Origin of the sequence: Rhizobium sp. CCGE 510 (assembly GCF_000292525.1) — a bacterium.
In the GTDB taxonomy this organism is placed as follows: Bacteria; Pseudomonadota; Alphaproteobacteria; order Rhizobiales; family Rhizobiaceae; genus Rhizobium.
Map to the genome: position 1 here is coordinate 34,968 of NZ_AEYF01000012.1, position 14,227 is coordinate 49,194.

11 protein-coding genes and 1 pseudogene are annotated in these 14,227 nt (G+C 61.9%); 6 read left to right on the plus strand and 6 right to left on the minus strand.

Going from position 1 to position 14,227, the window contains the following annotated elements; genetic code table 11:
• The first annotated feature begins 35 nt into the window (after nucleotides 1-35).
• Nucleotides 36-749 carry a peptide-methionine (S)-S-oxide reductase MsrA gene (gene msrA / locus RCCGE510_RS06180; protein WP_007628201.1) on the plus strand — a complete coding sequence of 238 codons (714 nt, stop codon included), beginning with the start codon at nucleotides 36-38 and terminating at the stop codon, nucleotides 747-749.
• A 269-nt stretch (nucleotides 750-1,018) separates the two neighbouring features.
• Here msrA and RCCGE510_RS06185 read toward each other — a convergent pair.
• Nucleotides 1,019-1,532 (minus strand): annotated as a pseudogene (locus tag RCCGE510_RS06185) (L,D-transpeptidase family protein).
• 280 nt (nucleotides 1,533-1,812) lie between these two features.
• Between RCCGE510_RS06185 and RCCGE510_RS06190 the strand changes: the two are divergent.
• Nucleotides 1,813-2,253, plus strand: coding sequence for a response regulator (locus RCCGE510_RS06190; protein ID WP_037077936.1), 441 nt, complete (start codon nucleotides 1,813-1,815; stop codon nucleotides 2,251-2,253).
• 37 nt (nucleotides 2,254-2,290) lie between these two features.
• Here RCCGE510_RS06190 and RCCGE510_RS06195 read toward each other — a convergent pair whose 3' ends face one another.
• Entirely contained in the window at nucleotides 2,291-3,031 is a 741-nt protein-coding gene (locus tag RCCGE510_RS06195) for a TetR/AcrR family transcriptional regulator (protein WP_081525677.1), read from the minus strand.
• Between the two features lie 172 nt (nucleotides 3,032-3,203).
• Here RCCGE510_RS06195 and RCCGE510_RS06200 point away from each other — a divergent pair, with 172 nt between their 5' ends.
• Both RCCGE510_RS06200 and RCCGE510_RS06205 read left to right on the plus strand, forming a co-directional pair.
• The gene (locus RCCGE510_RS06200; protein WP_007628205.1) at nucleotides 3,204-4,403 is read left to right on the plus strand and encodes a multidrug effflux MFS transporter; all 1,200 of its coding nucleotides are present in this window, start codon (nucleotides 3,204-3,206) and stop codon (nucleotides 4,401-4,403) included.
• A 110-nt stretch (nucleotides 4,404-4,513) separates the two neighbouring features.
• Nucleotides 4,514-5,806 (plus strand): MFS transporter, encoded by a 1,293-nt coding sequence (locus tag RCCGE510_RS06205; RefSeq protein ID WP_007628207.1) that lies wholly within the window; start codon nucleotides 4,514-4,516, stop codon nucleotides 5,804-5,806.
• Between the two features lie 6 nt (nucleotides 5,807-5,812).
• Here RCCGE510_RS06205 and RCCGE510_RS06210 read toward each other — a convergent pair whose 3' ends face one another.
• The 4 genes from RCCGE510_RS06210 to RCCGE510_RS06225 all read right to left on the minus strand — a co-directional run bounded on the left by RCCGE510_RS06210 (nucleotide 5,813) and on the right by RCCGE510_RS06225 (nucleotide 11,797).
• Nucleotides 5,813-6,850 (minus strand): LacI family DNA-binding transcriptional regulator, encoded by a 1,038-nt coding sequence (locus RCCGE510_RS06210; protein ID WP_007628210.1) that lies wholly within the window; start codon nucleotides 6,848-6,850, stop codon nucleotides 5,813-5,815.
• Between the two features lie 429 nt (nucleotides 6,851-7,279).
• Nucleotides 7,280-7,600: a hypothetical protein gene (locus tag RCCGE510_RS06215; protein WP_007628212.1), complete on the minus strand. Its 321-nt coding sequence runs from the start codon at nucleotides 7,598-7,600 to the stop codon at nucleotides 7,280-7,282.
• Between the two features lie 117 nt (nucleotides 7,601-7,717).
• Entirely contained in the window at nucleotides 7,718-9,616 is a 1,899-nt protein-coding gene (locus tag RCCGE510_RS06220; RefSeq protein ID WP_007628213.1) for an ABC transporter ATP-binding protein, read from the minus strand.
• A gap of 219 nt (nucleotides 9,617-9,835) precedes the next feature.
• Nucleotides 9,836-11,797, minus strand: a complete 1,962-nt coding sequence (locus tag RCCGE510_RS06225) for an ABC transporter ATP-binding protein (protein ID WP_192815283.1) — start codon at nucleotides 11,795-11,797, stop codon at nucleotides 9,836-9,838.
• 123 nt (nucleotides 11,798-11,920) lie between these two features.
• Here RCCGE510_RS06225 and RCCGE510_RS06230 point away from each other — a divergent pair, with 123 nt between their 5' ends.
• Together RCCGE510_RS06230 and RCCGE510_RS06235 are read left to right on the plus strand one after the other, a co-directional pair.
• Entirely contained in the window at nucleotides 11,921-12,532 is a 612-nt protein-coding gene (locus RCCGE510_RS06230) for an NAD(P)H-dependent oxidoreductase (RefSeq protein WP_007628215.1), read from the plus strand.
• A 284-nt stretch (nucleotides 12,533-12,816) separates the two neighbouring features.
• Nucleotides 12,817-14,223 carry an FAD/NAD(P)-binding protein gene (locus tag RCCGE510_RS06235; RefSeq protein ID WP_007628216.1) on the plus strand — a complete coding sequence of 469 codons (1,407 nt, stop codon included), beginning with the start codon at nucleotides 12,817-12,819 and terminating at the stop codon, nucleotides 14,221-14,223.
• The last annotated feature ends 4 nt before the right edge of the window (nucleotides 14,224-14,227 follow it).

Here is a 14,227-nt window from a genome sequence, read left to right on the forward strand (position 1 = left end):
GAGCAAGGATTTGGGCCATCGCAGGAGGTAGCGCCATGTCCATGTTTTCTCACCGCAGGAGCCTTGCCGGGCTCCTTGCCGCAACCATTCTTTCGCTCGGTGCGTGTGTCGCAAGTGCGGCTGAAGATGCCGTCGTCATCCCGCCGCCGGCCGTTGACGAGGCTGTCCGGCCGGGCACCGAGACCGCCATTTTCGCCGGCGGCTGTTTCTGGGGTGTCCAGGGCGTCTTCCAGCACGTCAGGGGCGTTCAGAGCGCCGTCTCCGGTTATGCCGGCGGCGAGGCTGGGACGGCCCAGTACGAAACCGTCAGCACCGGCTCGACAGGTCACGCCGAAGCCGTCGAGGTGAAGTTCGATCCGAAACAAGTGAGCTACGGCAAATTGCTGCAGATCTTCTTTTCGGTGGCGCACAACCCGACGCAACTGAATTTCCAGGGGCCGGATCAGGGCACGCAATACCGTTCGGCGCTATTCGTCGCCGACCCCGAGCAGCGCAAGGTCGCCGAGCGCTATATCGGCCAGCTCGACAAGGCGCATGTCTTCGCCCAGCCGATCGTCACCAAGGTCTCCGATACCGCCGGCTTTTATCCCGCCGAAGCCTATCATCAGGATTTTCTGACGCTCAATCCTACCTACCCCTATATCGTCTACAACGACCTGCCGAAAATCGAGAACCTGAAGTCGCTGTTTCCTGCCGACTACCGCAGCCAGCCGGTGCTCGTCAGGAAGGTTAGAGCCTTTCCTGGTTAGATTGAAGCATTCTGCCGGAGCAGGTTTTCGTCAGGGCAGAGGCGATTGGCGACGGGCATACCTCCAGATACGTCCGAGCCGATCGCCTCTGATCCTGGCGGAAAGATGCCCGGCCCTTCGGGTTGGCTGAAACGGGCCGGCTGATCGACCGGCCGGCTTGGCCGTAGAACTGGGCTACGACGCGCGCCGGCCGGTCGACCATCCGACTCCGTTTGAGCCAACAGAATGCTTCAATCTAACCAGGAAAGGCTCTAAGGGGTGATTGTCCCTCAGGGCATGATGTCGATAGGCGTATGATTGGGAACGCGAGCCCAGATATCGCGCATCTCCGTATTGGTGACCGCAATACAGCCATCCGTCCAATCCCATAGCCGATGGGCTTCCTGAAGCCCGTGGATCATGATATTGCCGCCGGGCGGAAAGCCGTTGGATTCGGCGTTGCGTCGGTCATCCGGGTTCGGATAGGAAATGTGGAGGCTGAGATGCGCCATGGACTTGGGATTTCGCCAGTCGATCTCATAGCGCCCTTCCGGCGTTTTTTCGTCACCTTCCCGTTGCTTGCGACCTGCATCTGCAGCCTGCCCCAGTGAAATCCGATATGTCGAGATCGGAACATCCCCTTTGAGAAGGACCATGCGGCGTTCGGATTTATAAACGCGAACGAGGTCGGCCTGTTGCGCGAGCGGCGCATCCGGAGGCGGCGAGCCCGAGCCGATCCTGGCCATCAGTTTGGTATAAAAGGCTGACGACGACCGTGGCCAAGACGATAAGTTTTGTTTTCAACGCGTGCCTCGATCGTCATGCCAACGGAATAATCATATCGTGTCATCGCGCCTTCATCCAGGAGGTGCGCCCTTGAGATTGCGCCTAATTTAGCGCCGTTTTTGCTTCGCCGGCTTTTTGTTAAGAATTTATCAACGTTAACAATATCTTAAATATAGAAAATCGCGTTCCACCGCGGAACATATCGTCAAGTCGGCCGTTTCAGCTGGGAGTTTCGTGCAGGGACAGCTGCCGGAGCGGATACCTCTTCCGAAGTATATGCGTAACAAGGGGACGTATCATGGCCACCAATGTCGTGCGGCGCTGGCAACGAGATGAACTCATGAGACAGAGAGTATTGATCGTCGAAGATGAATTCCTCATTGCCCTGGATCTCGGGGCGACGGTGGAGGATATGGGCATGCAGGTCGCAGGTCTTGCGAGTGATCGCGAACAGGCGCTGCGGCTGGCGCCGCTTGCCGATATCGCCTTCGTCGACGTCAATCTCGCCGACGGCCAGACCGGGCCCGAGATCGGCCGGCGGCTGGCGGAAGACCACGGTATTGCGGTTGTGTTCATGACCGGCAATCCCGAAGTTGTCGCCGACGGCGTCAAGGGCGCGGTTGGCGTGGTGCAGAAGCCGGTCATGCCTTCTGTCGTCCAGCAACTGGTGAAATATCTCGCCGCCCGCCGCGTCGGCATGTTCGCGGTCGTGCCCTCGCAAATGACGATCTTCGCCTGATTGAAAGGCCCTGATCTGATCGGGCTGAGCAGCCTCGTTAGCCCACTATGGCCGCAAGCTTCGGCTGACGCTCGTCCTTTTCCACCACCGGTCCGCCATAGGCCTTGAGAAAAGTCCGCACGGCATTGCGCGCGGCCTTTTCTAGTTCCGCATCGCTGGGTGTTTCGCCAAAGAGCGTCATCATCTGCAGGTCGGCATTGGCGAGCGCCACGAACTGGCGGGCGGCGACGTCGAAATCGTCGATGACGAGCGCGCCCTTATGAGCGACCCGCGCAAGAAGCGCAGAAAGGGTAGTGGTCAGCTTGCCTGGCCCCTGCTGGCGCCAGCTTTCGAAGAGGTGCGGATAGCGCTCACCCTCCGTCTGCACCAGCTTGCGCAGGAATTTTCCGTCGTGGTTGCAGATGCAGTTCTTATTGAGGCGCACGGCAAAGGCCGTCAGCCCGTCCTCCAGATTGTCGGCGTTCTCGGGAAAGCTCGACAACACCGAGAAGAGCATGGCGTTGGCGCGGTTCATGACGTCCTCGACAACGGCGACGAACAGCGTTTCCTTCTCGCGATAGTGATTGTAGATCGTCTGGCGGGAGACACAAGCGACGGCGGCAATCTCGTCGATGCTGGCGCCGGCAAAACCCTGGCGGCAGAAGACGTCGGCGGCGGCATCAAGGATCGACATGCGCTTGGCGCATTGTCCGCGCTGCGTATGCCCCCCCATCCGGACTGCCGGTGTCATGCGATCTTTCATGACGGCGAAGATAAGACGTCTTGACGATTTAGACAATGGCGTCTAGTTTACATCAGTGTCCAAATTTATTGACACGTCCGGTTCGGCTGCTGAAGATATGAGCTCCCAACTTCGTCTCCGCGCGAACAATCATCATTGAACCCTTAAGAGCACTGCGGCGGAGCGACGATCCGATGCCTTCGCCGCGCTTTTACGAAAGATCACCCCTATGACGGCTCCCTTCTTTCGCATTGCCCTCATTCTTGGGCTTCTCTCGGCCATCGGCCCCTTCGCCATCGACATGTATCTGCCGGCGCTGCCGTCCATCGGCCAGGACCTGCATGCGGATAACAACGTCACCCAGCTGACGCTTCTCGCCTTCTTCATCTCCTTTGCCCTTGCCCAGCTGCTCTACGGCCCGCTTTCGGACATGTGGGGCCGCAAGCTGCCGCTCTATCTCGGCATCGGCGTCTTCGCGGTCGCCTCCATCGGCTGCGCGCTGGCGACCGATATCGAAACGCTGATCGCCTTCCGTTTCGTCCAGGGCATCGGCGGTGCCGCCGGCATGGTCATTCCGCGCGCGATCGTCCGCGACATGCATACCGGCGTGCAGGCCGCACGCCTGATGTCGCTGCTGATGCTGGTCTTTTCGATATCGCCGATCCTGGCGCCGTTGACGGGCAGCGCCGTCATCGAGTTCTACGGCTGGCGCGGGGTGTTCTGGGCGGTGACGATCGCCGCTTTCATCGGCCTCGTCCTGCTTGCCACCCAGCTTGAGGAAACCCGGCCTGCCAAGGAGCGCAGCGGCAGCGGCCTCAAGAGCGCCATGGCGGCCTACCGGCGGCTGCTTGCCGACCGCAATTTCCTGACGCTGACCTTCATCGGCGGTCTCGGCATTTCGAGCTTCCTCGTCTATCTCGCCAACTCGCCCTTCGTGCTGATCCAGCATTACGGGCTGACGCCGACCGAATACAGCTTCGCCTTCTCGATCAACGCCGTGTCCTTCTTCGCGGTGTCGCAGGCGACCGGCTGGCTCGGCGAGCGTTTCGGCCTGGTGCGCGTCATGCGCATTGCCGTCAGCGTCTTTGCGCTTGCCATGGTGGTCATGGCGGTGGTGATGGCTTCAGGCTTCAACCAGCTGCCCGTCATGGCGACCTTCCTGTTCATCGGCTACGGCTTCCTCGGCCTCGTCATCCCGACGAGCGCCGTGCTTGCCCTTGAGGATCACGGCGCGATTGCCGGTACCGCCTCATCGCTGATGGGCACCCTGCATTTCGTCATCGCTGCCGTCGCCATGGTGATATCGAGCCTCTTTTTCGACGGCACAGCCGTTCCGATGGCCGCCGGCATTGCGCTCTGTGCCTCCTTAGCCTTCCTGCTGACCCAGGCAACGATCGGCCGCCGGGCCGCGGTCGCTGCTGCCGAATAGTCAGGGCCACCAATCTGGGTTGCGATACCGCAGAAAATACCTCGCGCGATTGAATATTGGCGGGCAGCGCTATTTACGCCATGACGTAATGGTCATTCCGGAGAATATGCATGGTCGATGAGAAGCGGCTGATCTCGAAAATCACCTGGAAGCTGATGCCGTTTCTCGGCATCCTTTATCTCATCGCCTATATCGACCGGCAGAATGTCAGCTTTGCCAAGCTGCAGATGGTCGATGCTCTCGGCATGAGCGAATATGCCTATGGCCTTGGCGCTTCGCTGTTCTTCATCGGCTATTTTCTTTTCGAGGTGCCGAGCAACCTGTTCCTCGAGAGGCTCGGCGCCCGTGTCTGGTTCGCCCGCATCCTGGTCTCCTGGGGCCTCGTGACCGTCGCGCTCGCCTTCACGCAGAGCGCGACGATGTTCTATATCCTGCGCTTCCTGCTCGGCGTCTGCGAAGCCGGCTTCTTTCCCGGCGTGCTCTATCTGCTGACCTTGTGGTTCCCCTCGGCCTATCGCGGCCGGATGGTCGGGCTGTTCATGATCTTCAGCGCCATCGCCAATGCCGTCGGCGCACCGCTCGGCGGCGTGCTGCTCGATCTCGACGGTCTTTACGGCCTTGCCGGCTGGGAGTGGGTCTTCCTGGCGACCGGCATTCCAGCTGTCATCGCCGGCATCGTCACCTTCTTCTATCTTCCCGGCCGGCCCGAAAACGCAAACTTCCTGAGTGGCGATGAGAAGGACTGGCTCGAACGTAGGCTTGCCGCGGAAAATGCCGGCATGGGCGAAAATGCCGGAAACGGCTTCAAGGCGCTGATCGACCCGCGGGTCCTGCTGATGGCGCTCTGCTATATCGCCTTTCCGCTCTCGGCCTATGGCCTGAGCTACTGGCTGCCGACCATCGTCCAGGCCTTCGGTGTCAGCAACACGGTGAATGGTTTCCTCAACATCATTCCCTGGCTGCTGGTTGCGGTCGCGCTCTATACCGTTCCCGCCATGGCCGACAAGGCCCAGTCGAAGACGCCCTATATCGTCATTCCGGCCTTGATCGGCGCCGCCTGCCTGCTGCTGTCGGCGCTGATCCCGAACCACGCCTTGCAATTCGCCTTCCTCTGCGTCGCCGCTGCCGGCATCTTCGCGCCGCAGCCGGTGTTCTGGAGCCTGCCCTCGCGTTTCCTCAAAGGCGCGGGTGCCGCCGCCGGCCTTGCCGCCATCAATTCGGTTGGAAATCTCGGCGGTTTCGTCGCCCAGAACGTCGTGCCCTGGATCAAGGAGGCGAGCGGCAGCACGATCGCGCCGATGTTCTTCCTCGCCGCCTGCCTTGCTGTCGGCGCCCTGCTGGTTTTCTTCGTCACACAACGGCTGTCGATCAGCGAGCCGCCGGCGGCGCCGAGCCGGGTCTGACGCGCTTCAGCCCGTCAGCGTGAAAGCGTCGCTTTCGCCGGGAATGAGTTCCAGCGGCCAGATCCGGCTGCGAGCGCCTTGCGGATAATGCTCGGCATAGGCCGGCATGGTGGCGAGCAGGGTTTCGCCGAGCTGGGCGCCGAGATCGCGCAGCGACATGCGGAAGGAGGTCAGCGACGGCTGCAGGAAATGCGTGCGCGGCTCCTCGCGGAAACCGACGACGGCGAGGTCACGGCCGGGCACGATGCCGGCCTCGGTTAGCCTGCGGTAAAGACCGATCGCCATCAGTTCGTGGATCAGGATGATCGCCGTCGGCCGCTCTTCGATCATCAGCAGTTCGTGGCCGGCCTGATAGCCGCCCTGTTCGCTCGACTTGACGCGGATGACGAGGGCCGGGTCGAAGGCAATACCGTGGCGTTTCAGCGCCTGGCGGTAACTGTCGAGGAAGATATAGCCGAGATTGATGTCGGAGGAGGGAGCGGCCACGGCGATCCGCCGGTGGCCCTTGGCGACCAAGCGGTCGACGCCGCGCGCCGCCACGCCCTCGAAATCGAGGTCCATCCAGGTATAGCTGCCGCCAGAGGCGCTGCGGCCAAGCGTCACAAACGGGATTCGGACCTTTTCCAACAGTTCGATGCGCCGGTCGGTGCGCCGGGTCGCCGAGATGATCATTGCGTCGACGAGGCGGCGCGCCACCATGCGCTTTAGATATTCATGCGGATCCTCGTCATCGGGGCAGGGCAGCATGACCAGATCGAGCTTGTGACGGGAAAACACGCTCTGCAGCCCGTCGGTGACGCCAAGGAAGAAGTCGTCGCTGTTTTCGACCGTCTCGCGGCTGACCTCGAGCATCAGCCCGATGACGTTGGTCATGCCCTGGCGGAGGCTGCGGCCCGACTGGTTGGCGACGTAACCGAGCTCTTCGGCGGCGGCGAGCACGCGCCGGCGCGTTTCTTCGTTGACGTCGGGTTTGCCGTTCAGAGCACGGGACACCGTCCCGATCGAAATGTCGAGATGGTCGGCGAGCTGGCGAATTCCCTTCATCTCTATCGATCTTCCTCCCTGAAAGCCCCGCGTCGGTAGCCCTTCTTGCCACAGGACAGCGCCTGCGAAAAGCGGGGAAGAGGTTGCGGTTGGAAGCTTCGGCGGATGACGAGTTCGGGAATGACTCGCTTGAGCGAAGCTCAGGACTGTGCGTCGGTACCGCCCTTTGGTGAAGGCTGCCCTTCACCCTAACCCTCTCCCCGTTTTATGGAGAGAGGGGACGTGCCCTGCGCGAGGTGTGCGAGGGGTGGAGAGGTTGCGGCAAATCGCCTTCGCCCCGTTTGCGGGGAGAAGGTGGCGGCAGCCGGATGAGGGGCCGATTCTTGGCGGATGTCTTTGATATAAACCGAAACCGAGGCTGCGAAACGCAACCTCGGCTGGGGGTCGAGCAGCGATGACGATGTCAACGCTGCTGCAAAATGCTCAAGCCTACTCGCAGACCCGCACGGTTTCTGCGTGGTAGCCGCCGTCATAGCGGTTGCGCACGTCGCGGTCCTCATACCAGCATCTCGGCTGGGGTTCGACATAGCGGGGGCTCTCGACATAGCGAGGGCCTTCATCAACGTAGCGAGGTCCGCCACCATTGGCGAGTGCGCCGCCGATCAGGCCGCCGACGACACCTGCGGCAACGCCGCCGGCGATGATGCGGCCGGTATTGTCGCGATGATGGTGGTCACGCGCGGCAGCAGGCTGAATAGCCGATCCAACAAGGGCCGTCGCGATCAACAGGCTGCTAATGATTCTCTTCATGTCATTCTCCTCAGTGGCACTCGTCCCCCGATAAGAGAGAAATGCGGCAGCAAATCGTTTGTTCGATCAATCTTTGCGACAGGCGTTAATTCATGTCAATTTCTCAGTGGGTCGCCGTCAGGTCGCCGACTGCGTCGCCGTCGTCTCTTCCAGTACGTCTTCGGGAATATCGTCGAAGGAGGAATAGTTGAGGTTATAGAGCTTGGAATAGAGCTTGCCGTTTTTCATTAGCTGCCGGTGATTGCCGCTCTCGATGATTTCGCCGTTCTGCAGCACGATGATGCGGTCGGCTTCGCGGATTGTCGCCAGGCGGTGGGCGATGACGAGGCCGGTGCGGTTTTCGAGCAGCTTGACCAGCGCCTTCTGGATCAGCATCTCGGTATAGCTGTCGATATTGGCGGTCGCCTCGTCGAGCACGAGGATCTTCGCGTCCGCCACCAAAGCGCGGGCAAAGCTTAAAAGCTGGCGCTGGCCGAGCGAAAGATTGCCGCCGCGCTCGCCGAGAATGCTGTCGTAACCATCGGGCAGGCGCATGACGAATTCGTGGGCGCCGACGGCCTTGGCCGCCTCGATCACCTGTTCGCGCGTCGCCTCCAGCTTGTGGTAGCGGATGTTTTCGAAGACCGTGCCGGTGAAGAGAAAAGGTTCCTGCAGCACCATGGCGATCTGCGCCCCGAGCGAATCTTGCGTCAAGTTGCGCACATCGTGGCCGCCAACCAGCACCTGGCCTTGCTGCACGTCATAGAAGCGGTGGATCAGCGACATGCAGCTGGATTTGCCGGACCCGGTCGGCCCGACCAGCGCCACCGTCTCGCCGGGATTGACCTTGAAATTCACATGTTTCAGCACCGGATGTTTCGGATTGTAGCCGAAGACGACGTCCTTGAATTCGACCGAGCCGTCCATGTCGCGCGACAGCGCCTTGGCATCCGGCGCGTCCTTGATGTCGACCGGCACGTCGAGCACTTCGGTCAGCCGCTGGCCGGAGGCCATGGCGCGCTGCATCACCGAATATTGCAGCGTCAGTGAACGGATCGGGTCGAAGAAGCGCTGGATGTAAAACAGGAAGGCGACGAGCACGCCGACATCGAGCGCCTGGTTGAGAACGCGAGCGCCACCGACGATGATGACCAGCGCCATCGCCACGCCGGTCAGGCTGTCGACGATCGGCACCATCACCTGCGCATAACGCGCCGCCGTCAGATGCGTCCTGAGGTTTGCATGCGCCTTGTCGTCGTAAAGCGTGAAGTTCACGACCTGCCGGTCCATGCTCTGGACGGCGCGCACGCCATGGATGGCTTCGGCAAGGGCGCCGGCCGCAACCGAATTGGTTTCGTGGGCGGCCATGAAGGACTTGCGGGCGAGCGGCAGCCAGAACAGGCGCACGATGAACAGCACCGGCAGCACCGAGAGCGTCAGCAGCCCCAGCTTGAAATCGAGATAGAGCATCACGAAGACGATGCCGAAGAGCAGCACGATATCGCCGACCGAGAGCACCGAGGTTTCGAGGAACTCCTGCATCGAGTTGACGTCGCCCTGCAGGCGCGACATCAGCCGTCCCACCTCGGTCTTGTCCATGAAGGAGAGCGAGACGCGCTGGAGATGCGAAAACATCGCCCTGCGGATATCGAAGAGCACGTCTTCCGCCACGCCGCCGACCAGCGTCTCCTGGGCGTAGCTTGCCGCATAGTTGATTGATATGGCGATCGCGAAGGCGGCGATCGACCAGACCAAGGCCGACGAGTTGCCGCCCGGCGACATGCCGTGGTCGATGGCATAGCGGATGATCAGCGGGATCAGCAATTGCATCATCGTGAAGGTCAGGACGGCGACGACCGAGAAGAGGACCTGGCGACGATAGGGACGAACGAAAGCCCAGATGCGCTTGACGATATTGCCGTCGAAGGCCTTGCCGAACATCTCCTCCTCGACGCGATGCGAACCGACCACCGCCCGCGGCGGGCGGCGGCCATCCTCGCGGACGTCGGGACGCTCGGTTTCCAGTTCCTCGGCCATCTCATTCCTCCTGCGGCCATTGCATCTGGCGGCTCGCATGTTCATTGCTTGTCCTCTTCTCCTCAGCGGGGAGAAGGTGCCTGAAGGGCGGATGAGGGGGCCGCACGGCACGCTCTTATTTGCCCTTCGCTTCCGCTCAGCGCACTCGTCGCTATCGCGACTCGCCCCCTCATCGCCTCGCTTTGCTCGGCACTTCTCCCCGATGGGCAGAAGAGGGAATTACGCGCTCAACACTTCGTCGCCCGGCCGGACCTGCAGGTCGTAGAGCGCCTTGTAGCGCCCGCCGAGCGACAGCAGCGCCTGATGGGTGCCGCGCTCGACGATCCGGCCGTCTTCGACGAACAGGATCTGGTCGGCATGCATCAACGAGCTCAGGCGATGGGCGACGATGATCGTCACCCGGTCGGCGGCATAGCGGCGCATGGCGCTGCGGATGCGCTGTTCGGTGGCCGCGTCGATCGCCGCCGTCGAATCGTCGAACACCATCACCGCCGGCTTCAGCATCAGCGCGCGGGCGATCGAAAGACGCTGCCGCTGGCCGCCGGACAGTGAAACGCCGCGTTCGCCGACGACCGTGTCGTAGCCTGTGGGCAGGCCGAGCACGTAATTATGCAGCTGGGCGCTCTCACTGGCGCGTTCGATGCGGCCTTCCTTTGCCCAGGGGTCGCCATAGGCGATGTTGTTTTCGATCGTTGTCGTGAACAGGAAGGAATCCTGCTGCACAACGGCAATCGCCCGGCGCAGCGATTGCAGCGTCGCCTTGCGGATATCCTGGCCGTCGATGGTGATCTTGCCGCCGCTGACGTCGTAGAAGCGCGGGATCAGATGGGCGATCGTCGACTTGCCGCTCCCGGGAGGCCCGACGATGCCGATCGTCTGGCCGCGCCTGGCTTCGAAGGAGACGTCGTGGAGCACGGTGCGCTTTTCCGAACCGGGATAGGCGAAGCTGACATTTTCGAAGCGCAGCACGCCGTCGGTCACCGCCAATTCCCTGGCATCCGGAGCGTCCTTGATCGATATGTCGAGGTCGAGCAGGTTGAAGAGCCGTGAGCCGCAGGTGGAGGCGCGGGCAAAGGCATTGACCATCAGGCCGAGCTGGCGCACCGGCATCTGCAAAATGGTCATGAAGGTCAGGAAGGAGGCGAGCGTGCCGACGGTGATCTCGCCCGACATCACCTTGCCGCCGCCGACGAAAAGCACCAGGCCCATCGCCGTGAAGAAGGAGAAGGTCATGGCACTGGTATTGAGGACGCGGATGCCGACGCGTTGATGGGCGAGCGCCAATGCATTCTTCGACGCAGCCTCGAATTTCGACAGCTCATGATCCTGTGCGGCAAAGGCGCGCACGACGCGAATGCCGCCGAGATTCTCCTCCATGATGCGGGTCAGCACCGACAGCCGCTCCTGCAGATCGAGCCAGGTGGCGCGCAGCCTGAGCTGCGTCACCGAGGAGCGCCAGCCGACGAAAGGCACGAAGGAGAGCGCCAGCAGGCCAAGCACGATATCGGTCGACAGCAGCATATAGGCGCCGATGCCGATCAGGATCGACAGCAGGATCATCCGGACGAGCGCCGTGGAAAAATACATCCGCACGCCTTCGAGATCGAGCAGGCCGATGGTGATCAGATCGCCGGAATGCACGGTGTCGTGGAAGCTGAAGGACAGCCGCTGGATCTTCTCGTAGCAGGCCAACCGCAACTCGTAGCCGATGTGATGGCCGACGGCTTCGCTGTAATAGTTCTGGACCATGGTGAAGAGGCCGCGCAGCACGCTGGCGCCGAGCAGGAGCAGCGCCGTGGTCAAAAGCGCGTCCTGCGCCGCCTGGCCCGCTGCGCCGCCGCTCATCGCCATCTGCGTGTGGTCGACCGCCTGGCCGAGAAGGCGGGGGATCATTAGCTGGAAGGTGGAAGCGACCAGCGTGGCGCCGATCGCAAAGCCTGATTGCCAGGGGTGGCGGAAGGCCATCATGGTGATGCGCACCAATGTGAAGAGGCCTCGGCCCCAGCCTGCCGCAGTTGCAAGCGCCATCGAAGCCGAAGGCTTCGTCGCGCGTGTTAACGCATCGCTGCTCACGGTATTTTTTCCAATAGATGTGTGGTCGGACGCTGGCCCGAAAAGACGGCAAATCCATGAAGGGATTGATTGCGCCTTCACTTTTGCCGATTCCATTTGGGGGTTCAAGTAAAGAATTCACCAACTGGTTATTTTTACGTGAGGTCTGCTCGCGAGCCGGCGGGAACAATCGCCGCCTGGGTTGGTTGCAAGAGGCAAACCCTGTCAGGCACCCGTTACCGGAGAGAGACCATGCCGCTGAAAGCCCTCGCTCTTAACGCAACACTGAAGACCAGCAATGCCAAGGAGGCGTCTTCGTGCGACCGGATGATCGGCCTCATCGACAAGGCGCTGTCGGCCTACGACGTCAACACCGAAGTGCTTCGGCTTGCCGATTTCAACGTCAAGCCGGGCGTCACATCAGACGAAGGCCCCGGCGATGATTGGCCTGATATCCGCGCCAAGGTGCTCGCCGCCGATATCCTGCTGATGGCGACGCCGATCTGGCTCGGTCAGCCCTCCAGCGTCTGCAAGCGGGCACTGGAGCGCATGGACGCCTTCCTCGACGAGACCGACGATCAGGGCCGCATGGTTTCCTATGGCCGGGTCGCCGCCGTTGCCGTCGTCGGCAATGAGGACGGCGCCCATCATGTATCGGCCGAGCTTTTCCAGGCGCTGAACGATGTCGGCTTCACCATTCCGGCGAGCGCGGTCGCCTATTGGGTCGGCGAGGCGATGGGTTCCACCAATTTCGTCGATCTCGACAAGGTGCCGAAGGTGGTGACGACGGCCGTCGACATGCTGGCGCGCAACACGGCGCATTTGGCCGGCCTGCTGAAGGCGAAGCAATATCCGGGCGAGTGACGCCGTCGACGTCTCTAACGTATCTTATTTTTCAATGACTTGAATCACCATGGCAATAAACCTCTTGCCATGCGCGCCATTTAGCGCTTTCATACACGACTAGTTTAATAGACTATAGATGGGCGTGATTGTTCCGCTCGTGCATGTCCGGGGCTTCGGCTCTGACCTCGATCCTGCGGCAGGTCGTGAATGGCCGCATGAACCTCATCAACGCATGATCCGCTGTTTTATGCGTTGAAACCTCGATCGACCCACGGTGCGGATGAAGCCGCAAAGGAGTTGCGATGACGGTTCAGGGACTTTTTTCGGCGCGCGCCAATGCGGCGGCGCAGATATCCGCGGTGCCGCGCATTGCCATCGTCGGACGCGGCTTTTCCGGTATGATGACGGCGATCGCGCTGATGAAGACGGTGCGCGCGCCCTTCCACCTGCAGTTGTTCGATCCGAATTCTTCGGTCAGCGGCGGGCAGGCGCTGGCGTCAGTGCGCGCCTCGACGATCCTCAACACCCGCGTGCGCGATCTCTCGGTCTCGGTCGGTGACAGCGACGATTTCAACGACTGGCTTTGCAGCAATGCCGCCTTTCGCGCCGCCGTGCCGGCCGCCATTCCCGGTTTCCGGCAGATTTTCGTGCCGAAGGAAATCTTCAGCGATTATGTCTACCAGCGGTTTTCCGAAGCGCTGGCCGCGCGCAGGGATATTACCGTTCAGGTCTGCAACGATCCGGTGGTGGCGATCCGCAGGAGCCACGGCAACCGTTTCCTGCTTGAAAGCGCCAATCCCGCCAATCCGCTGTTCGATACCGTGATGCTGGCCACCGGCTACGGCCTGAACGATCCGGATATCGGCGGTGAGCAGGCTTCGCCGGTCAGGGCCCAGCGCCTGGTGGCGCGGCCGCATACGGTGCTGCTCGGCAGCGGCATTCGCGTCGTCGACCAGTTGCTGCAGTTGCGCGATGCCGGTTATGCCGGCCAGGTGACGATCATTTCCCGCCGCGGTTTCCTGCCGCAGAGCCATACGCCGAATTCCGCCGATCCGCTGTTCCCGGCCGAAGCGCTGCCTGAGAGCCTGCCTGAGATCGTGCGTTTCATCCGCCAGGCCTGTCGCGAGGCGGAGGACGACGGCCGAAGCTGGCAATCGGTGATGAACGGCCTCAGGAGACATGCCCGCTCGCTCTGGCGCTCGCTGCCGGCGCGCGACAAACATCAGTTCAACCGGCATTTGCGGGCGATCTACGACAGCCACCGTAACCGCCTGCCGGAGGCCATGCACCTGCGGCTGAAACGCGAGCTTGCCGAGGGCCGCACGGTGCTGCGACGCGGCCGCGCCGGCCGCCGGGGCTTGAGCGGCCTGTTCTTCACGCCGGCCGGTTCCTCTGCCGAAGAGGTCGTCCAGGCCGAGCGCATCATCGATTGCCGTTGTCAGGCGCCGGACCTTTCGGCGCCGCTGATTGAGAGCCTGTTTTCCGCCGGCCTCGCCATGCCCGACGAACTCTCGCTCGGGCTGGCGGTCAATGCCCGCGGCGAGCCATTCCTGGAGGACGGTTCGACCGTCGCTGGGCTCTTTGCCATTGGCCCGCTCGGCCTCGGCAGCCTGCCCGATATCGATCTGGTGCCGGAAATCGTCTCGCAGGCCTATGCCGCTGCCGAGAGCGTCGGCGCGCGGTTCTATCCGCAAGTGAAGGCCGTTTGAAAAT